Source organism: Pseudonocardia sp. Ae150A_Ps1 (genome assembly GCF_001932315.1).
GTDB lineage: Bacteria > Actinomycetota > Actinomycetes > Mycobacteriales > Pseudonocardiaceae > Pseudonocardia.
This window is the reverse complement of sequence record NZ_MCIJ01000001.1, coordinates 3,255,551-3,278,804: the sequence shown is the minus strand read 5'-3', so window position 1 is coordinate 3,278,804 and position 23,254 is coordinate 3,255,551. Positions and strand designations below refer to the sequence as shown.

Genomic DNA, 23,254 nt, shown 5'->3' with positions numbered 1-23,254 from the left:
ACGCGGTCCTGACCGCACTGACCACTCACGGGTCAGTCGGTGATCCCGTATTGCCGGATCTTGCGGTAGAGCGTGGAGCGGGCCAGGCCGAGCGCGGTGGCGGCAGCCTTCCGGTTACCGGCGGCGTCGCGCAGCGCCGCGACGATCGTGTCCCGCTCGGCCTGGTCGACGGCCCGCAGCGTGCTGCGCGGCGCGCTCTGGCACGAACCGGGCAGGTCGGTGGGCTCGATGCTGCCGACCGGGCGCCGGCGCAGCGCCGCGTCGAGCGCCGCGCGCAGCTCGGTCACGTTGCCGGGCCACCCGTGCCGGGCGAGCGTCCGCAGCGCCGCGGGGGCGAGCCGGACCTCGCGGTGCGGGGCGAGCTCGGCGAGCAGCCCGGCGGCCAGCACGGGCAGGTCGCCGGAGCGGTTGCGCAGCGGTGGCACGCTCGCCGAACGCCGGAACCGTGCGAGGAGGGCGTCGTAGGCGGGCCCGCGGCCGGTGTCGTCGCCCGCGGTCGCGGCGATCCGCAGCCCGGGACGGAGCCGGGCGTCGTCGAGCGCGGTGGTGAGCGGGCCGAGCACGCCGTCGGGGAGGCGGTCGACGTCCCGCAGCACCAGCAGCCGGCCGTCGCCGGGCCCGCGCAGGCCGGTCACGACGGCCCCGGGTGCGGCGGCCACCTGCTCCGGGTCCAGCGTCACGACCTGTCCCGGACCGTGCACGGACCGGTCGGCGTCGGTGAGCATCCGGGTCCGGCCGGCCCCCGCCTCGCCGAGGACGAGGACGGCGCACGGCTCCTCCCGCAGCGCGCCGGTGACGGTCGTCCAGGCCGCGCGCCACGCGGGGGAACCGCGCCCGGGCCCGCCACCCGGGCGGCGCCCGGCCGCAGCGTCGTCGTCGCGGGGGACCGAGACGGTCCCGACCATGCCGGCGTCGGCCGGGCCGGCGGCGACGGTCGTCCCGCGCAGCCGCACCCGGGTACCGGAGGGCAGGTCCACCCAGGCGTCGGTGGACGGGGTCCGCCGCATCACGAACCGCATGTGGTCCTGCAGCGCGATCAGGTCGCCGGGGTCGAGGAGGGTCTGGACCCGCACGTTGGTCAGCACCGTGCGGTCGCCGACCGCGAGGACCGCCCGGCGGCCGCGGGCGTCGATCCGGGAGTAGGCGTCGAACAGGGCCTGCTGGGCGGGGTCGCGGTCGCGGAGCAGTCCCTCCTGGATCCGCGCCGCGGACGAGCGGACCAGCGAGTGCAGCACCGGCGACGAGTGGTCGGACCGGCAGCTGATGTCGAGCACGCCCTCGATCCGCCCGGTCAGCGGATCCCGCACGGGCGCGCCCGCGCAGGCGTACTCGTGCAGCCGCTCCACGAAGTGCTCGGCGCCGACGATGTGGACGGACTCCCCGGACTCCAGCACCGTCCCGACCCCGTTGGTGCCGACGGTCTCCTCGCCGTAGCCGAAGCCCTGGGCGAAGTGGTTGCCGTCGGCGAGCCGCCCGATCGACGGCGCGGTGTCGCGGCGCACGAGCAGCCGGGCCCGGTCGTCGGTGAGGGCCACGCAGACGGGGACGTCGGCGAGCTGCTCGACGAGATGCTCGATCACCGGCAGGGCACATCGGACGAGCCGGGACCCGAAGTCGAGGTCCGGGTGGTAGCGGTTCGCGCTCGCGGCCGGGTCGACGCCGCGCGCGACGCTGCGCCGCCACGACGCCGCCACCCGTCCGCGGACGCCGGGCAGCACGCCGCCGCCGTCCAGCAGACCGGCGCGGGCGGAGGTGAGCAGCCTGCGATCGGCCTGGACGTCAGCCATGCGCCGCACCTCTCTGTGGGGTCCCTCACATCATGCGGGCACGGTCAAGCCCGGCCCGTGTCCGAGATTGGGACACCCTCCGTGCCGGTGCCGGGACCTAGCGTCGGCCGCGTCCCCGCTCAGTGCCGACCAGGGAGGTCTCCGCCATGACCGGTGCCGCCACGACCGCACGCGACCAGGACGCAGGCAGCGACGACGCCGGCCACGTCGAGGTCCTCGTCGTGGGGGCCGGTGTGTCCGGCATCGGTGCCGCGCACCACCTGCGGGAGCGGTTCCTCGACCGGACCTTCCTGCTCCTGGAGGCCCAGGACGACCGCGGCGGGACCTGGTGGACGCACCGCTACCCCGGTGCACGCTCGGACAGCGACCTGTTCACCTACGGGTACCGGCACAAGCCGTGGCGGGGCCCGTCGATCGCCGCCGGCGACGAGATCCTGTCCTACCTCGACGAGGTGATCGACGAGGACGACCTCGCGGACCGGATCCGCTACCGGCACCGGGTCACCGCGCTGAGCTGGTCCTCGGAGGACGCCCGGTGGACGGCCGAGGTCACCCGGACCGACACCGGCGAGCAGCTCCGGATCACCGCGTCGTTCCTGTGGATGTGCCAGGGCTACTACAACCACGACGAGCCGCACACCCCCGAGTGGCCGGGCACCGACCGGTTCGAGGGCCGGATCGTGCACCCGCAGGCCTGGCCGGACGACCTCGACACCAGCGGGAAGCGGGTGCTCGTCATCGGCTCCGGTGCGACGGCGGCGACCGTCGTCCCCGCGGTCGCCGGCGGCGCCGAGCACGTGACGATGCTGCAGCGCTCGCCGTCGTACTGGTTCCCCGCGCCGACGGTGCACGAGCTCGCCACGATGCTGGAACCGCTGGACCTCCCCGACGAGTGGACCCACGAGATCCTGCGCCGCACCTACGTCCAGCAGCTCGACTGGCTGGCGACGACCGGCCGCGACGATCCCGACCAGTTGCACGAGTTCCTGGTCGAGACGATCCGCCCGCTGCTGCCCGAGGGCACCGACGTCGGCAGGCACTTCACCCCGGCCTACCGGCCCTGGCAGCAGCGGATCGCGTTCGTCCCGGATGGTGACATGTTCACCGCCATGCGGGAGGGGCAGGCCTCGATCGTCACCGACACGATCACCGAGTTCACCGAGAAGGGCGTGCAGATCTCGTCGGGCGAGGTGCTGGAGGCCGACGTCGTCGTCACCGCCACGGGGTTCGATCTGTCGGTGTTCGGCGACATCCCGTTCCGGGTGGACGGCGAGCCGGTCGACTTCACGCGCCGGGTCACCTGGCGCGGGCTGATGATCAGCGGGGTGCCGAACATGGCGTACTCGTTCGGCTACTTCCGGCACAGCTGGACGTTGCGGGTGGACCTGAACAACGACATCGTCGCGCGGATCTTCGACCTGATGGCCGAGCGGGGCGCAGCCACCGTCGTCCCCGAGCTGCGCCCCGGCGACGCGGACATGCCGCTGCTGCCCTGGACGGACCCGCAGAACTTCAACCCCGGCTACGTCCTGCGCTCGCAGGACAAGATGTTCCGCCAGGGCGACCGGGAGCCGTGGATCCACCAGCACGAACACGAGCACGACCGCACGACGCTGCCCGAGGCCGACCTCGACGACGGCCTCACCTACCGCTGACCCACCCGCATCCGCCCCCGCATCGGAGGAGATCCCCGTGCCCCAGACGACCGTGCGCACCGGCGTCACGCTGAACTACGAGATCAGCGGCAGCGGCGACCCGTTGCTGCTGATCATGGGAACGTCCGGCTCGATCCCGCTGTGGGGCGAGCTGTCCGGCCGCCTGGCGCAGACCCACCAGGTGATCGCGTTCGACAACCGTGGCCTCGGCGGCAGTGACCGCGGCGCGGGCCCGATCGACGTCGCCACCCTGGCCGAGGACGCCTCGGGCCTGCTGGAGGCGCTCGGGATCCCCCGGGCGCACGTGCTCGGCTGGTCGCTCGGGTCGGCGGTCGTGCAGGAGCTCGCGCTCGCCCACCCCGAGCAGGTCGCCTCGGCGGTGATGTACGCGACCTGGGGTCGCTGCGACGGTTTCCAGCGCTCCGTGCTCAGCGCCCTGCGGCTGCCCTACGTGCACCGGGACATGGAGTCGGCGCTGGCCACGGCGGGACTCGCGTTCTCCCCGCAGCTGCTCGACCACCCCGACTTCGGGGCGATGATGGAGCCGATGCTGCCCGCGTTCCCGCAGAACGAGGCGCAGATGCAGGTCACCGTCGAGCAGTGGGACGCCGACCTCGCCCACGACTCGCTCGACCGCCTCGGCGGGATCACCGCGCCGACGCTCGTCGTGGTGGGCGAGCAGGACCTGCTCACCCCGCCGTGGCAGGCGAAGAAGGTCGCCGACGCCGTCCCCGGGGCCCGGTACGAGCTCGTCACCGGCCCCGGGTCGAGCCACGGCATGCACATCGAGCGCCCCGAGGAGCTGACGAAGATCGTCACCGAGTTCCTGGCGAGCGCTGCGCGCTCGTGAGTGGTTGAGACGGTCCTGACCGCGATAACCACTCACGAGCGGCGCAGCCGCCCATGAAGGAAGGCCGAGGCGAGCGCCGACATCCGCGCCGCCTGCGCGTTGTCCGCGGCGCCGCCGTGGCCGCCCTCGATGTTCTCGTAGTAGGTGACGTCGTGGCCGGCCTCGTCGAGCGCCGCGGCGAACTTGCGTGCGTGGCCGGGGTGCACCCGGTCGTCGCGGGTCGAGGTCAAGAGGATCACCGGCGGGTAGGCCGCGGCGGGGTCGATCAGGTGGTAGGGCGAGAAGGTCCGGATGAACTCCCAGTCGTCGGTGTCCGGGTCGCCGTACTCGGCGGTCCACGACGCCCCGGCGAGCAGGTGGCTGTAGCGCTTCATGTCCAGCAGCGGCACCTGGATGACGACCGCCCCGAACAGCTCCGGGTAGCGGACCAGCATGTTCCCGGTCAGGAGCCCGCCGTTGCTGCCGCCCTGCACGCCCAGGTGCGCCGGAGCGGTGATCCGCCGGTCGATCAGGTCGCGGGCGACGGCGGCCATGTCCTCGTAGGCACGCGGCCGGTTCTCGCGCAGCGCGGAACGGTGCCAGCGGGGGCCGTACTCGCCGCCGCCGCGGATGTTCGCGACGGCGTAGACCCCGCCGCGGGCCAGCCAGGACCGGCCGATCGCCCCGGAGTAGCCGGGGGTCAGCGCGATCTCGAAGCCGCCGTAGCCGTAGAGCAGGGTCGGTGCGGTCCCGTCGAAGGGCAGGTCCTTCGGGCGGACCAGGAAGTACGGGACGCGGGTACCGTCGTCGCTGGTCACGAAGTGCTGCTCGATGACGTGCGTCGACGTGTCGAAGAACGACGGCGAGCTCTTCAGCGTCTCGGGCTGCTCGCCGACCGTCGCGATCGCCAGCGTCGACGGGGTGAGGTAGTCGGTGACGGTGAGCCAGACGTCGTCGCACTCGTCGGGGTCGACCGCGGACACCCCGACGCTGCCGAACTCGGGCGCACCGGTGAAGGGGGACCGGGCCCAGCCGTCGTCGCCCGGGGTGAGGACCGACAGCCGGTTGACGACGTTCTCCAGCACGTTCAGCACGAGGTGGTGACGGGTCCAGGTGTACCCGGCCAGCGACGACTCGTCGGTCGGCGCGAACAGCACCTCCCAGGCCGGCGTTCCGGCCATGACGTCGTCGAACCGGGCGGCGAGCAGCGACCCGGCCGGGAACGTGCCCCAGTCCTCGCGCAGCTCCAGGACGAGCCACTCGCGCTCGACGTCGGCGACCGCGGAGTCCGGGACGGGGATCTTGCGCAGCACGTCGCCGTCGACGAGGAACAGCTCGTCGGAGTAGAAGTCGATCGCCCGCCGGACGAAGTCCCGCTCGTGACCGGGGGTCTGGTCGTGGAACGCCGAGACCGAGAGGTCCTCGACCGTGCCCTCGAAGACGACCGGCGCCGCGGCGAGCGGGGTGCCCCGGGTCCAGCGCCGCGCGATCCGCGGGTAGCCGGAGCTCGTCGTCGTGCCCTCACCCAGCTCGGTGGAGACCCAGATCGTGTCCCGGTCGATCCAGCTGACCCCGCCCTTCGCCTCGGGCCGGACGAAGCCGCCGGGCACCCAGTCCTTCGCCTCGACGTCGAACTCGCGGGTGACGTCGGCGTCGGCGCCGCCGCGGGAGAGGTCGACCAGCGCGCGGTCGAGGCCCGGCCGCAGGAACCGGGCGCCGTGCCAGACCCAGTTCTCGCCCTCGGCCTCGTTGAGGGCGTCCACGTCGAGGAGGATCTCCCAGTCCGGCTCGGGCTTGCGGTACTCCTCCGGCGTCGTGCGCCGCCACAGCCCGCGCGGGTTCCGCTCGTCGGTCCAGAAGTTGTAGTAGTACCCGCCGCGCCGGGTGACCCACGGGATCCGGTCGCGGGAGTCGAGCACCTCGCGGACACCGGACTCGAGCTCGCCGAACAGCGTGCTGCCGGCCAGCTCCTCCTCGGTACGGGCGTTGCGGGCGGCCACCCACTCCAGGGCCTCGCCGCCGGTGACGTCCTCGAGCCAGGCGTGGGGGTCGTTCGTCATGCCCCGATCATGGCTCAGATCAGGTAGTCGGTGTCCCGCGCGTCCGTGATCAGCATCCGGCCGGGCTCGTGGGTGATCGCCAGCGGCAGCCGCGACTCCAGCACGGCGGCCTGCGGGGTGACGCCGCACGCCCAGAACACCGGCACCTCGCCGTCGGCGATCGGGACCGGGTCCCCGTAGTCGGGCGCGTCGAGGTCGGTGATCCCGAGTGCCCTGCCGCCGTCCCGCCCGCCCGAGCCGATGTGGACGGGTGCGCCGTGCACCTCGGGGTAGCGGGCGGTCACCGACACCGCCGTGTCGACGAGGTGCGCCGGCACCGGCCGCATCGACACCACGAGCGGCCCGGACATCCGCCCGGCGGACCGGCAGCGCCGGGTGGTCCGGTACATCGGGACGTTGGTGCCCCGCGCCAGGTGCCGCACCGGCACGCCCTCGGCGAGCAGCGCGTTCTCGAAGGTGAAGCTGCACCCGATCAGGAACCCGACGAGGTCGTCCCGCCAGCGGTCCACGACGTCCGACGGCTGGTCCACCAGCTCGCCGTCGGCGTAGACTCGGTAGCCGGGCAGGTCGGTCCGGATGTCGCCGTCGAGGAGGGCGCCGCCGAACTCGCCCGGCTCCAGGACGTCGAGCACCGGGCGCGGCTTCGGGTTGCGCTGTGCGAACAGCAGCACGTCCCAGGCGAACTCGCGCGGGACGGCGATCAGGTTGGCCTGGGTCCAGCCGGCGCACCAGCCCGACGTCGGCGTGGACAGCCCGGCGCGGAACCGCTCCCGGGCCCGGGCCGGGGTGAGCCCGGCGGTCACAGGAGTCACGGCGCGAACGCCCGGATCCCGACGCCGGCCCGGGCCAGCGCGTCCCGCACCCGTTCCGCCATCGCGACGGCACCCGGCGAGTCCCCGTGCACGCAGGCGGACTCGGCCCGCACGGCGACGTCGGTGCCGTCGACCGCGCGCACCACGCCCTCGTCGAGCATCCGGACGAGCCGGTCGGCGGCCTCCCCGGCGTCGGAGAGCAGTGCGCCGGGCTCGCGGCGCGGCACCAGCCCGCCCTCGGGGGTGTACCCGCGGTCGACGAAGAACTCCGGCACCGCCCGCAGCCCCGCCTCCTCGGCCGCACGCAGCAGCTCGGAGCCGGGCAGGCCCAGGACCGGCAGCGACGGGTCGTAGGCGCGGACGGCCTCGGCGACGGCACGTGCCTGCGCGGTGTGGGTGCGGGTCGCGTTGTAGAGCGCCCCGTGCGGCTTGACGTAGCGCACCCGGGAGCCGGCGACGCGGCTCAGCGCCTCCAGGGCGCCGATCTGGTAGAGCACGTCGTCGGTCAGGGCGGACGGCTCGACGTCGACGAACCGGCGTCCGAACCCGCGCAGGTCGGGGTAGGACACCTGGGCCCCGATCACGACGCCGGCCTCCGCCGCCCGCGCGGTGGTCGCCCGCAGCGTCGAGGGGTCGCCGGCGTGGAAGCCACACGCGACGTTGGCCGAGCTGACCAGCCCGAGCATGGCGTCGTCGTCGCCGAGGGGCCACTGGCCGTAGGACTCGCCGAGGTCGGCGTTCAGGTCGACGGTCACAGCGCCGAGGTTCGTTCCGCCGGCTTCTCTCACAGCTGCCCCAGGTTCTGCGCGACGAACTGGTACCCGATGAACAGTGTCACGAGCCAGCCGGCGACGCCGATCCCCAGCAGCCACCGCGGGTACCGGTAGCCACCGAGCAGGTCGCGCCGCCGCCAGGCCACCCACAGCAGGACGGTGAACCCGATCGGCAGGATCAGCCCGTTGAAGGCACCCGCGAAGATCAGCAGGGTGACCGGCGCGGCACCGGCGAGCAGGAACACCGCCGTGCTCAGCACGATGAACCCGATGGTCAGCAGGTTCGTCGTGCGCTGCGGCGTCGACTTCGTGGTCAGGAAGGAGACCGAGGTGTACGCGGCGCCGATCACCGAGGTGATCGCCGCGGCCCAGAGGATCAGGCCGAACAGCCGCACGCCGATCTCACCGGCGGCGGCCCCGAACGCGGCGGCGGTCGGGTTCTCCGCGCCGGCGAGGTCCACCCCGCCCGAGACGACGCCGAGGATCGCGAGGAACAGCAGCACCCGCATGACGGCGGTGACGACGATCCCCTGCACCGAGCTGCGGGCGACCCGGCCGGCGTGCTCCGGGCCGGACAGCCCGGAGTCGAGCATCCGGTGCGCGCCGGCGTAGGTGATGTAGCCGCCGACGGTGCCGCCGATGAGGGTGGTGACGACCAGCCAGCTGACCTCGTCGGGAAGGACGGTCTGGCGCAGCGCGTCGCCGACCGGCGGGTCCGACACGACGGCGACGTAGGCGGTCAGCCCGATCATCAGCACACCGAGGACGACGACGATCCGGTCCAGCGCCGCGCCGGCCCGGCGGATCGTGAAGATCGCGATCGCGAGGACGGCGGAGATCGCGCCGCCGACCGCGGCGTCCAGCCCGAACAGGGCGTTCAGGCCGAGCCCTGCGCCGGCGACGTTTGTCAAGTGCCGGGTTTGGTAGAGGCTGAGTTCTCATGCTCCGGCGGGCTGCCGGGCGGTCGTGGTGGTGGCGTTATGGATCTCGTACTCGACCGGCGGGACGAAGCCGAGTTCGCCGTGTAGTCGGCGGTGGTTGTACCAGTCGACGTACTCGGCGACCGCGAGTTCAAGGTCGCTGATCCCCGCCCACGGCCCCTTGTTGCGGATCAATTCGGCCTTGAACAACGAGTTGAATGCCTCCGCCATCGCGTTATCATAGGAATCGCCGACCGACCCGACGGAAGCGACGACACCAGCTTCGCCGAGCCGCTCAGTGTAGCGAATGGCAACGTATTGGACACCGCGGTCCGAATGATGCGTTAACCGCGACAGATCTGCACCGCTGCGTTCCCTGATCCAGATCCCCATGTTGAGTGCGTCTAGGGCGAGATCGGTGTAGAGATGACGTGACAGCTGCCAACCCACGATCCTCCGGGAGAACGCGTCCAAGACGAACGAGGCATACACCCAACCGGAATGCGTCTAGATGTAGGTGATGTCGGCGACCCACAACCGGTTCGGGGCCGTCGCGGTGAAGTCGCGCTCGACCAGGTCCGGGCGCAGGTCGGGGCTGTCGGCACGGATGGTGGTCCGCGGCACCCGCTGCCGCCGGACACCGCGCAGGCCTGCGGCTTTCATGAGCCGGCCGACGGTGCACCGCGCGACCGGCCGGTCGTCCACGCCGCCTTCGCGGCCCAGCTGTGCCCAGACTTTCCGGACGCCGTAGACGCCGTAGTTCTCGGCGTGCACGCGTGCGATCTCGGCGGAGACGAGGATGTCGCGTTCCGCCCGGGCCGAGGGTGGACGGGTCTTCGCCGCATAGTAGGCACTCGGGGCGATCGGGATACCGGCGTCTTTCAGCACGGCACAGATCGGCCCGACCCCGAACTCGTTCCTGTTCTTGTCGATGTAGTCGGTGACTACCGTTGCGGGCGGTCGAGCTCCGCCGCGAAGAAAGCCGAAGCGGACTTGAGAATGGTGTTGGCCCGGCGGAGTTCACGGGTCTCCCGCTCCAGCTCCGCCAGCCGAGCGGCCTGATCGGTCGTCGTCCCAGGCCGGGATCCAGCGTCGATCTCGGCTTGCTTCACCCAGCCGCGCAGGGTTTCCGGAAGGATTCCCAGCTGGTCACCGATACGGCGGCAGACGTTCGTGCCGGCGTTGACAGGGTCGGCCTTGGCGTCGAGGACCAGCCGGATCGCTCGTTCCCGCAGCTCGTTGGGGTGCTTCCGTGGGGCTGCCATCGCTGCTCATCATCTCCTGGCTTGACACCCTCCATCAAACCCGGCGCGAGACAGTTGGCGATGTTGAACACCAGCCCGCCGACGACGACCAGTGCGGTCAGCACCCAGCCCGCGCCGGGTGCGACCCGGTTCGCGAGCTCGTGGGCGCGCATCCCGGAGACGCCGACGATCCGCCAGACGTTCATCTGGATCGCGATGTCGACCAGGATCGACACCAGGATCGCGAACGCGAACGCGGCACCGAGCTGGGCGGTGAACTGGGTGGTCTGGGTGATGAAGCCGGGCCCGATGGCGCTGGTGGCCATCAGGAACATCGCCCCGAGCAGCGCGCTCCGGGTCGTCCTGCCGGACGTCCCCGTCGTGCGTTCCGTGTCCTCGCTCATCGCCGCCTCCCGGGGCCGTCTGCGCGGTGGATCGGTGGAGTGTGTCGGATTGTTCAACGATCCTGCAATCCCACGAGGGAATATTCCTCGTTAGGATCGTGTGTCGTGACCGCCCCGAACCTGTCCGTCCAGGACGCGCTGGCCTCGCTCGCCGCGTCCAGCTCGGTCGTCGTCCCGGCCTCCGAGCGGGTCGCCGACCGGATCCGGATCGAGGTCGCCGAGGCCCGCCTGCGGGTCGGGGCCCGGCTGCCCGAGCAGGCGCTCGGCGAGGCGCTGCAGGTCTCCCGGAACACGCTGCGGGAGGCACTGTCCCAGCTCATCGCCGAGCGCGTGCTGGTCCGCATCCCGAACCGGGGCGTGTTCGTCGCCCGTCCCGAGATCGACGACGTCCGGGACGTCTACGCGGCCCGCCTGGTGATCGAGCCGGGCGCGGTCCGGTTCGGTGCGCACGCCGGTGACCCGGCCGCCCTGACCGCCGTCCGGGTGGCCTACCGGGGCGGGCGCGCCGCCGCGGACGCCGGCGACTGGGCCGGCGTGGCCGACGCCAACCAGCACTTCCATCGCGAGATCGTCGCACTGGCGGGGAGCCCGCGCCTGGAACGCGAGATGGGGCGCCTGCTGGCCGAGATGCGGCTGATCTTCCAGCGGATGCCGGGGGTGCGGGAGTTCCACGAGCCCTACCTGGCCCGCAACGGCGAGATCGCCGAGCTGCTCCTCGCGGGGGAGACCGAGCGGGCCGCCGACGAGCTGGCCCGGTACCTCGCGACCGCCCGGGACCAGCTGCTCGACGCCTACGCGCTGCTACCGGGCGGGGCCGCCGTCCCGCACTGACCCGGAATGTCCCGGTCAGGTGTGCAGGTCACCGGCCCGGAGGAGCACGGCGGCCCGGTGCCCGGCCCGGATCCGTTCGAGCGGACGCACGCCCGGGGGCAGCGGCACCGACCGCCCGCGCCCGACGGCGACGACCACCGCCTCGGCATGCAGGGGCTCGGCGACCGCGACGAGGAACCCGGCCTCCGGTGGGGGACCGGTCCCCGGCTCCCCCGCCCACGAGGTCTGTCGCCCGTGCGGCAGGTCCGCCAGCACCAGGTCCGGCTCGATGCCGCCGAGCGCGTCCGCACCGCCTCCGGGTCACCCGCGTCGGCGACCCCGACCCGCCACTCCGGGCGGCTCGCCGGGATCGTCGCCCGCGCCGCCGCGGCGGCGACGGCGTAGGACTCCTTGCCGTGCCGCGCGGCCAGACCGTCCAGGGTGGACGCCCGGTCGTCGAGCCCGCCCGGTGCGAGCAGGCCGAGGTTGCGCCGGGCCAGACCGAGCGGTGCGGGATCGGCGTCGGTGCCGGCGAGGACGGCGATGCCGGGACAGAGCAGCCCGAGCACCGCCAGCGACACGCCGGCGCCGCAGCACGGGTCCCACACCGTCACCGGTCCCGGTCCGAGCCGCTCCCGGGCCCGTCCGGCCAGCTCGACGGTCAGCCGGACCGGCAGCGTCGGCCGTCCCGGCGCGGAGACCAGGACCGCGTCGAGCGCGGCGTGGTTCGCGGCCGGGGCGTGGCGGTACTGCACCGGCCCAGTCTCCCGCGGCGCGCCGGCCGCGATCAGTCCCGGGTGCGCCGGTGCAACCACACGGTGACGCCGCCGACCAGCAGCCCGACGACGAGCAGGGCGATCAGGATCTCCGCTCCGCCGGGCATCTGCGCCATCCCGATGAGGTAGCTCAGCGGGAGGCCGAGGACGAGCGCCAGGATCAGGATCCAGGCGACGATCCGCCGGGTCGCGGGACCGGAGGGACCGGGGGTGTTCCGTTCGTGCTCCACGCCCGATGTGTACCCGGTGTCCGGTGATCCGCACCGTCCGGCCTCACCCGGTGTTCTTCATCCCGGCCGCGATGCCGTTGATCGTCAGCAGCAGGGCGCGCTCCAGGTCCGGGTCCGGTTCGTCGCCCGCGGCCCGGCGCTGTGCCAGCAGCTCCACCTGCAGGTGGTGCAGCGGCTCCAGGTAGGCGTTGCGCACCGACAGCGTGTTGCGCAGCACCGGGTGCCGGGCCAGCAGCTGAGACTCGCCCGTCACCGCGAGGAGCTCCCGGCAGGTCAGCTCGTGCTCGGCGCGGATCTGGGAGAACAGGCCCTGCTGCTCCGGCTCGACGAGGGTCGCGACGTAGTTGGACGCGATCCGCAGGTCGGTCTTCGCCAGGGTCATCTCGACGTTGCCGATCAGGTTCCGGAAGAACGCCCACTGCCGCATCTCGGCGAGGTCCTCGGCGTAGCCGGCCTCCCGCGCGGCGCGCAGGCCGGAGCCCAGCCCGTACCAGCCCGGCACGACCATCCGGGTCTGCGTCCAGCCGAACACCCAGGGGATCGCGCGCAGGTCGTCCAGGGTGGGGGTGCCCTGCCCGGGCCGCTTCGACGGCCGCGACCCGACGTTGAGCCTGCCCAGCTCCTCCACCGGGGTGGCGGCGGTGAAGAAGACCGGGAGGCCGTCGTCGCCGACCAGCCGCAGGTAGGTCTCGGTGGCGGCGGTGGACACGCACTCCATCACCTCGTCCCACCGCGCCAGCACGTCGGCGGGCCAGCGCGACGCCTGGTGCAGCAGCGTCGCGTCCAGCATGGACGCGAGCAGGATCTCCAGGTTGTCGTGCGCCAGGCTCGGCAGCGAGTACTTGTCGGAGATGACCTCGCCCTGCTCGGTGAGCTTCATCGTCGCGTCCACCGACCCGAACGGCGCCGACGAGATCGCCTCCCCGGCGGGCCCGCCGCCGCGGCCGACCGAGCCGCCGCGGCCGTGGAACAGCCGCAGCCGGACGCCGTGCTCCGCGGCGACGTCGCGCAGCTGGCGCTGGGCCCGGTGGATCTGCCACTGCGACGCGGTGATCCCGGCTCCCTTGTTGGAGTCGGAGTAGCCGAGCATGATCTCCTGCAGGTCACCGCGGTTGCGGACCTGCTGCCGGTAGCCGGGGTCGGCGAGCAGGCCCTCGAGCAGCTCGCCCGCCTTCGACAGCTCGTCGACCGTCTCGAACAGCGGGACCAGGTCGATCGACGACCGCGGGTTCTCGCCCCCGATCTCCACCATGTACGACTCGCGGGCCAGGACGGCGACGGCGAGCAGGTCGTCGACGTCGCGGGCCATCGACACGATGTAGGTCCGCACGACGTCCGGCCCGAACTCGTGCTGCAGCGCGTGCACGGTGTCGAAGGTGTCGAGCACCGGGCCGGTCGCCTCGGGGACGCCGTAGTGCCGCCGGACGAGCGGACGCTTGCCGCGCAGCTCCGCCGACAGCAGTTCGCGGCGTTCGTCGCGGGTCAGGTCGGCGTAGGGCTTCTCCAGCTCGCCGAGCTCGTCGTAGATCGCGCCGAGGGCGTCGTGGTGCTTCTGCGAGTGCTCCCGCACGTCCAGCTCGACCAGGTGCAGGCCGAGCGCCCGGGCCGAGCGGATCGCCCGGGCCAGGGTGCCGCCGGCGATCCGTGCGCCGTGGTGGCCGCGCAGCGACCGGTCGACGACGAGCAGGTCGTCCACGTAGCCGGCGCTGCCCAGGTAGTCGACGCCCGGCTCGTGCGGGCCGCGGGCGGCGATCCGGCGGCGGGTGTTCTCCAGCCGGGCCGCCACGTAGGACAGCTTCAGGCGGTACGGCTCGTGCGCGTTGAGGCGGATGAACCGGTCGTGGACGTCCGGCAGGGCGCGCCGGTCACGGGCGAGCGAGCCGCGCAGCTCCTCGGAGACGCCCATGACCCGGGTGGACACCGACAGCTCGAAGACCAGCTGCTCGACGAGCTTCGCGTGGATGCGCAGCGCCCGGTCGGCGTTCAGTTCGAGCACCTCGCGCGTCACGGCGGGGGTGACGTTCGGGTTGCCGTCGCGGTCGCCGCCGACCCAGGAGCCCAGCACGAGCGGCCGGGTGTCGTCGGGGATCTCCAGGCCCGCCTCGGCAGCCTCGTGGGCGAACTCGTCCAGCAGGTCGGGGACCGTGCGCTCGCCGAGCCGGGCGGCGAACCAGGCGATGTTGCGGGCCTCGTCGATCACCATCGGCTTGCCCGGGCGGATGTCGTCGGTCTGCCACAGCAGGTCCACCAGCGCGGCGAGCTCGGGATCGGGGGCCCCGCGTTCGAGGGCGTCCACGACCCGGCGCAGGATCCCCAGCACGGACTGCCGGGTGGACTCGGTGGGGTGGGCGGTGAAGACCGGGCGCAGCTGGGTGCGGGCGAGGACCTCGGCGACCTCGTCCGGGTCCGCCTCGGACGCGAGCCTGCGCAGCACGGTGCGCAGCGGGCGGGCGTCGGCGGGGCGCAGCGCACGCAGCTCGCGGGAGCGGTGCAGCTGCTCGGCGACGTTGGTCAGCTGGAAGTACTGGGAGAACGCCCGGGCCAGCAGCACCGCGGTACCGGTGTCGATGCCGTCGAGCAGGGCGGCGACGACGTCCGGTCCCGCCTCCCCGCGGGCGGAGTCGCGGGCCGCGTGGCGCACCCGCTCGACCAGCTCCAGGACCTCCGGGCCGGCCTCGTCGGACAGCGTCTGCCCGAGCAGCGTGGAGAGCCGCCGGATGTCCGCGCGCAGCGCCTGGTGCTCGGACTCGCTCACGACGCCGGAGTGCGCGGACAGCGAGTCCGGGGCGAGCTCGGCGGTCCCGGAGTTCTCGGAGTTCTCGGTGGGGTCGGCACCGTTCACGGTCCGGGTCACGGCTGTGCTCCGTTCTCCGCGTGCGGACGCGGGTGGTGGCGGGCCGCTCGCGTCGTCGGGAACGGGATCAGCGCGCATCGTCCCCCGGGACGCGGACCCGCGGCCATTCCTGGGCCTCCCCGTTACTCCCGCGCAACACGACGGCTCGGGTGGCCCGGATCGCACAGCCTCGCGCATCATCGAACACGAACGCACGCGTCTCGTGGAGGAAGCCATGGCCCGCTGGCTGCGCAGCACACCCGGCGTCACCCGTCCCCGGATCGAGTTCGGGGCCGACTACAACCCCGAGCAGTGGCCGCGGGAGACCTGGGGGTCCGACATCGCCCTCATGCGCGAGGCCGGGGTGACGGTCGCGACCGTCGGCGTCTTCTCCTGGGCCCGGTTGCAGCCCGCGCCGGACCGGTGGGACTTCGGCTGGCTCGACGAGGTGCTCGACCTGCTGGCCGACGGCGGGATCGCGGTCGACCTGGCGACCGCGACGGCGTCCCCGCCGCCGTGGCTGCACCACCGGCACCCCGAGATCCTCCCGGTCGACGCCGACGGCCGGACCGTGTGGCCGGGCGGACGCCAGCACTACCGGCCCACGTCGCCGGTGTTCCGCCGGTACGCCCTCGACCTGGTCCGGCGGATGGCCGACCGCTACGGCGGACACCCGGCGCTGGCCGCGTGGCACGTGTCCAACGAGCTGGGCTGCCACAACGTCCACGACCACTCGTCCGACGCCGAGACCGCCTTCCGGTCCTGGCTGCGCGAGCGCTACGGCGACCTGGACGCGCTCAACCACGCTTGGGGCACCTCGTTCTGGTCCCAGCACTACGGCGACTGGGCCGAGATCCGCACCCCGCGCACCGTCGGGCCCGGGACGTTCCCGAACCCCACCCAGCTCCTCGACTTCGCGCGCTTCTCCTCCGACGCGCTGCGCGACCACCTGCGGGCCGAGGTGGCGGTGCTGCGGGAGGTGACCCCGGACGTCCCCGTCACCACGAACTTCATGGTGATGGGCGAGACCAGCGGGATGGACTACGCCAGCTGGGTCCCGGAGATCGACATCGTGTCCAACGACCACTACGTCGTCCCGGGGCCGGACGCCCGCGACGAGCTGTCGTTCTCGTCGAACCTCACCGGCAACCTGGCCGGCGGGGAGCCGTGGTGGCAGATGGAGCACTCGACGTCGGCGGTGAACTGGCAGCCGGTGAACCGGGCCAAGCGGCCCGGCGAGCTCGCCCGGGACTCCCTCACCCACCTCGCGCACGGGGCCGACGCGATCTGCTACTTCCAGTGGCGCCAGTCCACGGCGGGTGCCGAGAAGTTCCACTCGGCGATGGTCCCGCACGCCGGGCCGGACTCCGCGGTGTTCCGCGACGTCACGGCCCTGGGCGCGACGCTCGCGGAGCTCGCCCCGGTCGCCGGGGCCCACCGGGTGCCCGCCCGGGCGGCGATCCTGTGGGACCAGCCGTCGTGGTGGGCCGCCGAGCAGCCCTTCACCCCGACGACGGAGCTGCGCTACAAGGCCGAGGCGCTCGGCTGGTACCGGGCGTTCCTCGACGCGGGTGTGCGCGCCGACGTCGTCCCCGCCGGGGCCGGGCTCGCCGGGTACGAGCTCGTCGTCGCGCCGGTGCTGCACGTCGTCGGGCCGGACCGGGCGGCCGAGCTCGCCGCGTTCGTCGACGGCGGCGGTCACCTGGTCACCACCTACTTCTCCGGCACCGTCGACGAGTCGGCGCACGCCGTGCCGGGCGGGTACCCCGGTGCGCTGCGCGACCTGCTGGGCGTCCGGGCCGAGGAGTTCGCCCCGCTGGACCCGGGCGCCACGGTCCTGCTCGACGACGGTGGCACCGGCGACCTGTGGAGCGAGCCGGTGCAGGTCGTCGACCCGTCGGTGGAGGTGCTCGCCCGCTACACCGGCGCGGGCACCGACCCGGGTGCGCCGGACCTGGCCGGGCTGCCCGCGGTGACCCGGCGCCCGGCCGGACGGGGCTCGGCGAGCTACGTCTCGACCCGGCTCGCCGACCGCGCCCCGCTGCTCGGACGGCTGCTGCGCCGGGCCGGGGTCGTGCCGGAGCTGCCGGGGGAGCTGTGCGGCCGGGTGGAGCTGGTCCGCCGCGAGGGCTTCCGGTTCCTGGTGAACCGGGGCGACACCCCCGTCGACCTGACCCCGCTCGGAGAGGCCGAGACCCTGGCCGGCCTGCCGCCGACCGTGCTGCCCCCACGCGGGGCGACGGTCCTGCGCGACTGACCTGCACGGTTCTGCCCCCGCCGGGGCCGGAGCGTGCTGGTCGACTCCGTGACACCGAGGCGAACGCCCCGCCGCACGAGGTGCGGCGGGGCGTTCCCGTGGGTGCGGCGGGTCAGGCGGGGGCGGCGTCCATGTCCTGCTCCAGCAGCTCCGCCAGGGCGGCGACGGCGGCCTCGCCGTCGGCGTCGTCGGCGGCGGTGAGGACGACCTCCTCACCGGACTGCACCCCGAGGCCCATCACGGACAGGATGGACGCGGCGTCCACCGGCCCGCGGGTGCCGTCCGCGGTCGCGATGGTGACCTTCGCGGGCTGCTGCTTGGCGGCGGTGCAGAACAGGTTGGCGGGGCGGGCGTGCAGCCCCACGGACGAACCGACCTTCACGCGGCGCTCGGCCATGTCGGTGCTCCTCTCGGTGGTGGTGGGTCAGCCCGCGACCGGGGCGGCGGACGGGGTGTCGGCGACGGCGGCCGGGGCGGGCTCGGCCGGGGTGCGCCGGGCCGACTTCAGCGCCACGACGAGTGCGGCGGAGACCAGCGTCCCGGCGACGATCGCCAGCAGGTACGCGAACGGGTTGCCGATCAGCGGGACCACGAAGATGCCGCCGTGCGGGGCACGCAGCGTCGACCCGAAGGCCATCGACAGCGCGCCGGTGACCGCGGAGCCCGCCATCAGCGACGGGATGACCCGCAGCGGGTCGCCCGCGGCGAACGGGATCGCGCCCTCGGTGATGAAGGAGGCGCCGAGCAGCCAGGCCGCGCGGCCGTTCTCCTGCTCGGCCCGGGTGAACAGGTTCTTCCGGACGGTGCTGGCCAGCGCCAGCGGCGGCGTCATGCCGGCCGCCATCACGGCGGCCATGATCAGCAGCGCGGTCTCGGAGCCGGTCGAGAGCCCGGCGACGGCGAAGGCGTACGCGGCCTTGTTCACCGGGCCGCCCATGTCGAAGGCCATCATCAGGCCGAGCAGGGCGCCGAGCAGCACCGCGTTCGTGCCGGACAGCCCGTTGAGCCAGCCGGTCAGGCCGGTCGTGGCGGCCGCGAGCGGTTGGCCGACGACCAGGAACATGATCGCGCCGACCACGGCCGTGCCGATCAGCGGCAGCACCAGCACCGGCATGATCCCGGCGAGCGCGCGGGGTGGCTGCCAGAGCTTCAGGCCGTAGATCACCGCACCGGCGAGCAGGCCGGCGACCAGGCCGCCGAGGAACCCGGCCTGGGTGTTGACGGCGATCATGCCGCCGACGAAGCCGGGCACCAGTGCGGGCCGGTCGGCGATGGCGTAGGCGATGAAGCCCGCGAGCACCGGCACCAGGAACCCGAAGGCCAGCGAGCCGATCTGGAACGACAGCGCGGCCCACGCGGCCAGCGACCCCGCGTCGAAGTTGATCGAGGCGACGTTGCTGTCGTCGATGGAGATGATGTCCGGGTAGTCGGTGATCTGGTAGCCGCCGAGGGCGAAGCCCAGCGCGATCAGCAGGCCGCCCGCGGCGACGAACGGGATGACGTAGGAGACACCCGTCATCAGCCAGCCGCGCAGCTTCGAGCCGAACCCCGAACCGAAGTGCTTGGTCTCCATCTCCCCGCCACCGGCGGCGGGGGCGGGGGCCGACGCGACCGGCGCACCGGCCGGCTGCTCGCCCGCCTTCGCGACGGCCTGCTCGATCAGTCCCGGCGCGCCGCCGATGGCCTTCTTGACCGGGCTGGTCACCGTCGGCAGGTGCGCGAAGCGCTCCTTGTCCCGGACCTCGACGTCGGCGGCCAGGATGATCGCCTCGGCCTCGGCGAGCTGCTCCGCGGTGAAGGGGGTGGACCCGGCCGATCCCTGGGTCTCGACGACGATCTCGTGGCCGGCCTCCTCGGCGGCGACCTCGAGGGCCTCGGCGGCCATGTAGGTGTGCGCGATGCCGGTCGGGCACGCGGTCACGGCGAGGAGCTTCACGCTCCCACCTCCTGCTGGATGAAGGCCGCGACGGCGGCGTCGTCGGTGGCGCCGAGCAGCTCGTTCTTGAACGAGGCCCGGACGAGGCGGCGGGCCAGCGCGGCCAGCACCGTCATGTGGTCGGTGTTCCCGCCCTCCGGGGCGGCGATCATGAAGATCAGGGTGGCCGGGCCGTCCTCGGCGCCGAAGTCGACGCCGCTGCTGCTGCGGCCGAACGCCAGGCTGGGCTCGGTGACGGCCGAGGAGCGGCAGTGCGGGATGCCGATCCCGCCCTCCAGGCCGGTCGGCATCTGGGCCTCGCGGGCCTCGATGTCGGCGAGGAACCGGTCCAGGTCGGTGACCAGTCCGGCGTCGACGAGGCGCTGCGCGAGCGCGGTGACGGTGGCGGTGCGGTCGGCCGACGGCACGTCGAGGTCGACCAGATCAGCGGTGATCAGTGCGGTCATGCGGCATCTCCGGTGAGGGCGAGGGTGACGTCCGGCGTGGGTGCCAGTTCGACGTCGTCGATACGGATGTCGGCCGGGCCCGGCGTGACGGATCCGGGCAGGCGGCAGGCGGCGGCGCCGTGGGCGACGGCCTGTCGCAGGGCGTCCGGACCCTCCCCGCCCGCGGCCAGGAACCCGGCCAGGGTGGAGTCGCCGGCGCCGACCGTGCTGCGCACGGCGATCGGAGGGGTCCGGGCGTGGTACTCGCCGGACCGGTCGACCAGCAGGGCGCCTCCGGCGCCCAGGCTGACCAGGACCGCGCCGATCCCGCGGGCACGCAGCTCGCGGGCCGCCACCAGCACGTCGCCGAGGCTGCCCAGCGGGCGCCCGACGAGCTCGGCCAGCTCGGCGTGGTTGGGCTTCACGAGATCGGGCCCGGCCGCCACCGCGTGGTGCAGCGGGGCACCCGAGGTGTCGACGGCGATCCGCAGGCCGGGCCGGCGGCAGCGCCGCACCAGCTCGGCGTACGCGTCGTCGCCGACCCCGCGGGGCAGCGACCCGCAGCCGACCAGCCACGTGGCGCCCGCGCCGAGGGTCTGTGCCCGGTCGAGGAGTGCCTCGGCCTCGTCCGGGGTCAGCCGCGGGCCCGCCTCGTTGATCTTGGTGGTGACGCCGTCCGGCTCGACCAGGGTGATGTTGACCCGGGTGGCCTCGCCGACGGGCACCGCGACGGTGGTGACGTCGGTGGGCTCCAGGAGGTCGGCGAGCCGCTCGCCCGGCGCGGCGCCGGACGGCATCAGCGCCACCACCCGGTGCCCGGCCGCGGCGAGCGCGCGGGCGACGTTGACGCCCTTCCCGCCCGGATCGACCCGGACGGACGTGGCGCGGTGCACCGCCCCGCGGACCAGGTGCGGCAGCTCGACCGTGCGGTCCAGGCTCGGGTTCGGCGTGACCGTGACGAACATCGGGGGTGTTCCCGTCATGCGCGCACCACCTTCGGTCCGGCGGCCTCCAGCGCGGCGGCGTCCGCCGGGTCGAGGCCGGTGTCGGTGATCAGGGTGTCGATCTCGGCGGGCGTCCCGAACCGGACGAACTGGTCGGCGCCGAACTTGCTCGCGTCGGCCAGGACGACCGACCGGCGGGCGGCGCGGAGCATCGCCCGCTTGGTCGCGCCCTCGTCCGGGTCCGGGGTGGTGAGGCCCCGGGTGGGGGAGAAGCTGTTGGTGCCGAGGAACGCGACGTCGACGACGAGATCGGCGAGCACGCTGTTCGCCCAGTCGTCGACGGTCGCGAGGGTGGTCCCGCGGACCCGGCCGCCGAGCAGCCTCAGGTGCACGTTCGGGCGTCCGGCGAGCGACGACGCGATCGGGAGCGAGTTGGTGACGACGGTGAGGTCCCGCTCCCGCGGCAGCGCCCCGGCCAGGCGGGAGGTGGTGGTGCCGGCGTCGAGCAGGATCGTCGCGGCGGTGCCGAGCTCGGCGACCGCGGCCTTCGCGATCCGCTCCTTCTCCGCGCCGTACTGGCTGTCGCGCTGGCCGACGCCCGGCTCGAAGTTCAGCAGGTCGGACGGGATGGCGCCGCCGTGCACCCGGCGCACCAGGCCCTGCCGCTCCAGCCCACCGAGGTCACGGCGGATCGTCTCGGGGGTGACATCGAGCTCCTCGGCGACGGCGGCCACGTCGACCCGGCCCCGGTCCCGGGTCCGGTCGAGCAGCCACTGCTGACGCTCCGCTGCGTACATCTTTGTTCGCTCCCGCTTCGGTGCTTGCTTGTGTCTGAGTATGTGGGTTCTACTGTGTTTGTCAACGGGTCACGTCGGAGTAACCCAGGGAGCCCCCATGCCGAGCACGTTGAACGGAATCCCCGCGAGCCCGGGCCGGGCCGGCGGCCGCGTCGTCCGGGTCGCCGAGCCGCCGGGCGAGCCGGCCGCAGGACCCGCACCCGCGGACCCCGCCGCCGAGGCGGCGCGGATCGCGCCCGCCGTCGAGCTGGTGTCGGAGCGCCTCACCGCGCGCGCCGCCACCGTCTCCGGGGACGCGCGGGAGGTGCTGGAGGCGACCGTGACGATGGTCGGCGATCCCGCCCTGCTGGAGAACGCGCAGAACCTGGTCACCGGCGAGGGCCGCCCGGCCGCGCGTGCGGTGTGGGAGGCGGCCGGGCAGTTCGCCGAGCTGCTGTCGTCGATGGGCGGCTACATGGCCGAGCGCGCCCGCGACATCCACGACGTCCGGGACCGGATCGTGGCCGAGCTGCTGGGCCTGCCCGCCCCGGGCGTCGCCGACCTCGACGCACCCGCCGTGCTGGTCGCCGGCGACCTCGCCCCGGCCGACACCGCGGGCCTGCGGCCCGGTGTCGCGCTGGCCCTGGTCACCGAGCAGGGCGGACCGACCAGCCACACCGCGATCCTCGCCCGTTCCCTGGGGATCCCCGCCGTCGTCGGGTGCGCGGGTGCGCGGGCGCTGGCCGAGGGCACCGCCGTGACCGTCGACGGCGGCACCGGTGAGGTCGCCGAGGTCGCGACCCTCGACGAGGCGACCGCCTTCGCCTCCGTCGCCTCGGTCCAGGCCGGCTGGGACGGGACGGGCCGCACAGCCGACGGTCACGTCGTCCCGCTGCTGGCGAACGTCGGTGACGGCCCGGGCGCGGCGAAGGGTGCCGCCGACGGCGCCGAGGGCGTCGGCCTGTTCCGCACCGAGCTCGCCTTCCTCGCCGCGGCCGAGGAGCCTGCCGAGGCGCGGCAGCGGGAGGTCTACGCCGCGGTGCTCTCCGCGTTCGCGGGGCGACCGGTCACCGCCCGCACCCTCGACGCCGGTGCCGACAAGCCGCTGCCGTTCCTGTCGCTCGACGGCGAGCCCAACCCCGCGCTCGGCGTCCGTGGCCTGCGGATCGCCCGGGTCCCGGGCAACGGCGACGGCGTCCTCGACCGCCAGCTCGCGGCGCTCGCCGCGGCGGCGAAGGAGACGGGTGCCGAGCTGAAGGTGATGGCGCCGATGGTGGCCACCGCCGAGGAGGCCCGCTGGTTCGTCGAGCGCTGTCGCGCGCACGGCATCGCGCAGGCCGGCGTCATGATCGAGATCCCGGCTGCGGTGCTGACCGCCGACGAGATCATGGCCGAGGTCGACTTCGTCTCGGTCGGCACCAACGACCTGGCCCAGTACCTGTTCGCGGCGGACCGCCAGTCCGGGCCGGTCGCGGCGCTCAACGACCCGTGGCAGCCCGCGCTGCTGCGCCTGATCGGCCTGCTCGGCGAGGCCTCGGCCCGCACCGGCACGCCGGTCGGCGTCTGCGGCGACGCGGCGGCCGACGCGGCGCTCGCGCCGGTGCTCGTCGGGCTGGGGGTGGCGAGCCTGTCGATGGGATCCGGCGCGCTGGCCGCCGTCGGTGCGGCGCTCGGCTCGGTGGATCTGGAGCAGTGCCGGGACCGGGCCCGCGCCGCGTGCGCGGCGGCCGACCCGATCGGGGCGCGGCGTGCGGTGTCGGAGCTGGGCGACTGAACGGCGACA

The 23,254-nt window shown here is 73.8% G+C and carries 18 protein-coding genes, 2 pseudogenes and 1 other annotated feature; of the genes and pseudogenes, 5 read left to right on the top strand and 15 right to left on the bottom strand.

Features of this window, described 5'->3' with window-relative positions:
• Positions 1 to 32 precede the first annotated feature (32 nt).
• Entirely contained in the window at positions 33 to 1,787 is a 1,755-nt protein-coding gene (locus Ae150APs1_RS15150) for a helix-turn-helix domain-containing protein (RefSeq protein WP_075298306.1), read from the bottom strand.
• 146 nt (positions 1,788 to 1,933) lie between these two features.
• Between Ae150APs1_RS15150 and Ae150APs1_RS15145 the strand changes: the two genes are divergently transcribed.
• Together Ae150APs1_RS15145 and Ae150APs1_RS15140 are read left to right on the top strand one after the other, a co-directional pair.
• Positions 1,934 to 3,442: an NAD(P)/FAD-dependent oxidoreductase gene (locus tag Ae150APs1_RS15145; protein WP_075298303.1), complete on the top strand. Its 1,509-nt coding sequence runs from the start codon at positions 1,934 to 1,936 to the stop codon at positions 3,440 to 3,442.
• 37 nt (positions 3,443 to 3,479) lie between these two features.
• Positions 3,480 to 4,292, top strand: coding sequence for an alpha/beta fold hydrolase (locus Ae150APs1_RS15140; protein ID WP_075298300.1), 813 nt, complete (start codon positions 3,480 to 3,482; stop codon positions 4,290 to 4,292).
• Between the two features lie 32 nt (positions 4,293 to 4,324).
• On the opposite strand, the gene Ae150APs1_RS15135 is transcribed toward Ae150APs1_RS15140, so the two are convergent.
• The 6 genes and pseudogenes from Ae150APs1_RS15135 to Ae150APs1_RS15105 all read right to left on the bottom strand — a co-directional run.
• Positions 4,325 to 6,331 carry a prolyl oligopeptidase family serine peptidase gene (locus Ae150APs1_RS15135; protein ID WP_139316924.1) on the bottom strand — a complete coding sequence of 669 codons (2,007 nt, stop codon included), beginning with the start codon at positions 6,329 to 6,331 and terminating at the stop codon, positions 4,325 to 4,327.
• A gap of 14 nt (positions 6,332 to 6,345) precedes the next feature.
• Positions 6,346 to 7,134, bottom strand: coding sequence for a putative hydro-lyase (locus tag Ae150APs1_RS15130; protein WP_083680146.1), 789 nt, complete (start codon positions 7,132 to 7,134; stop codon positions 6,346 to 6,348).
• 5 nt (positions 7,135 to 7,139) lie between these two features.
• Positions 7,140 to 7,898 (bottom strand): 5-oxoprolinase subunit PxpA, encoded by a 759-nt coding sequence (locus Ae150APs1_RS15125; protein WP_075298294.1) that lies wholly within the window; start codon positions 7,896 to 7,898, stop codon positions 7,140 to 7,142.
• Between the two features lie 29 nt (positions 7,899 to 7,927).
• Entirely contained in the window at positions 7,928 to 8,827 is a 900-nt protein-coding gene (locus Ae150APs1_RS15120) for a divalent metal cation transporter (RefSeq protein WP_349289884.1), read from the bottom strand.
• Between the two features lie 27 nt (positions 8,828 to 8,854).
• Positions 8,855 to 10,101: pseudogene (locus Ae150APs1_RS15115) on the bottom strand (IS3 family transposase).
• Positions 9,692 to 9,820: a sequence feature (AL1L pseudoknot), on the bottom strand. It overlaps the preceding pseudogene by 129 nt.
• 53 nt (positions 10,102 to 10,154) lie before the next feature.
• Positions 10,155 to 10,484 (bottom strand): annotated as a pseudogene (locus Ae150APs1_RS15105) (hypothetical protein); the annotation flags it as partial.
• A gap of 105 nt (positions 10,485 to 10,589) precedes the next feature.
• Here Ae150APs1_RS15105 and Ae150APs1_RS15100 point away from each other — a divergent pair.
• Positions 10,590 to 11,315 carry a GntR family transcriptional regulator gene (locus Ae150APs1_RS15100; RefSeq protein WP_060574568.1) on the top strand — a complete coding sequence of 242 codons (726 nt, stop codon included), beginning with the start codon at positions 10,590 to 10,592 and terminating at the stop codon, positions 11,313 to 11,315.
• Here the strand turns inward: Ae150APs1_RS15100 and Ae150APs1_RS15095 are convergent.
• From Ae150APs1_RS15095 to ppc, 3 genes are read right to left on the bottom strand one after another with little or no spacing between them, the layout of a single operon-like run.
• Positions 11,276 to 12,049 carry a hypothetical protein gene (locus Ae150APs1_RS15095; RefSeq protein ID WP_083680145.1) on the bottom strand — a complete coding sequence of 258 codons (774 nt, stop codon included), beginning with the start codon at positions 12,047 to 12,049 and terminating at the stop codon, positions 11,276 to 11,278. The two genes, Ae150APs1_RS15100 and Ae150APs1_RS15095, sit on opposite strands and share 40 nt — an antisense overlap.
• Positions 12,050 to 12,081: 32 nt before the next feature.
• A complete protein-coding gene (locus tag Ae150APs1_RS32085) occupies positions 12,082 to 12,300 on the bottom strand; it encodes a hypothetical protein (RefSeq protein ID WP_060574570.1) in 219 nt (72 codons plus the stop codon).
• A gap of 43 nt (positions 12,301 to 12,343) precedes the next feature.
• Positions 12,344 to 15,154 (bottom strand): phosphoenolpyruvate carboxylase, encoded by a 2,811-nt coding sequence (gene ppc, locus Ae150APs1_RS15085; protein ID WP_249266348.1) that lies wholly within the window; start codon positions 15,152 to 15,154, stop codon positions 12,344 to 12,346.
• A 214-nt stretch (positions 15,155 to 15,368) separates the two neighbouring features.
• Between ppc and Ae150APs1_RS15080 the strand changes: the two genes are divergently transcribed.
• On the top strand, positions 15,369 to 17,390 hold the full coding sequence (locus Ae150APs1_RS15080; protein WP_075298291.1) for a beta-galactosidase: 2,022 nt from the start codon (positions 15,369 to 15,371) through the stop codon (positions 17,388 to 17,390).
• Positions 17,391 to 17,502: 112 nt separating this feature from the next.
• Here Ae150APs1_RS15080 and Ae150APs1_RS15075 read toward each other — a convergent pair whose 3' ends face one another.
• Genes Ae150APs1_RS15075 through Ae150APs1_RS15055 form a run of 5 tightly spaced genes read right to left on the bottom strand, consistent with a single transcriptional unit; the run spans position 17,503 to position 21,492 of the window.
• A complete protein-coding gene (locus Ae150APs1_RS15075; RefSeq protein ID WP_010230853.1) occupies positions 17,503 to 17,787 on the bottom strand; it encodes an HPr family phosphocarrier protein in 285 nt (94 codons plus the stop codon).
• Between the two features lie 27 nt (positions 17,788 to 17,814).
• Entirely contained in the window at positions 17,815 to 19,326 is a 1,512-nt protein-coding gene (locus Ae150APs1_RS15070) for a fructose-specific PTS transporter subunit EIIC (RefSeq protein ID WP_075298288.1), read from the bottom strand.
• Complete coding sequence (locus Ae150APs1_RS15065) at positions 19,323 to 19,772, bottom strand: fructose PTS transporter subunit IIA (protein WP_075298286.1); 450 nt, start codon at positions 19,770 to 19,772, stop codon at positions 19,323 to 19,325. Before Ae150APs1_RS15065 ends, Ae150APs1_RS15070 begins: the two co-directional genes overlap by 4 nt.
• A complete protein-coding gene (gene pfkB / locus Ae150APs1_RS15060; protein WP_075298283.1) occupies positions 19,769 to 20,716 on the bottom strand; it encodes a 1-phosphofructokinase in 948 nt (315 codons plus the stop codon). The genes Ae150APs1_RS15065 and pfkB overlap by 4 nt, the downstream gene beginning before the upstream one ends.
• Before the next feature lie 14 nt (positions 20,717 to 20,730).
• Positions 20,731 to 21,492 (bottom strand): DeoR/GlpR family DNA-binding transcription regulator, encoded by a 762-nt coding sequence (locus Ae150APs1_RS15055; RefSeq protein WP_075298280.1) that lies wholly within the window; start codon positions 21,490 to 21,492, stop codon positions 20,731 to 20,733.
• A gap of 97 nt (positions 21,493 to 21,589) precedes the next feature.
• Here Ae150APs1_RS15055 and Ae150APs1_RS15050 point away from each other — a divergent pair, with 97 nt between their 5' ends.
• Complete coding sequence (locus tag Ae150APs1_RS15050; protein WP_075298277.1) at positions 21,590 to 23,245, top strand: putative PEP-binding protein; 1,656 nt, start codon at positions 21,590 to 21,592, stop codon at positions 23,243 to 23,245.
• Positions 23,246 to 23,254: the final 9 nt, after the last annotated feature.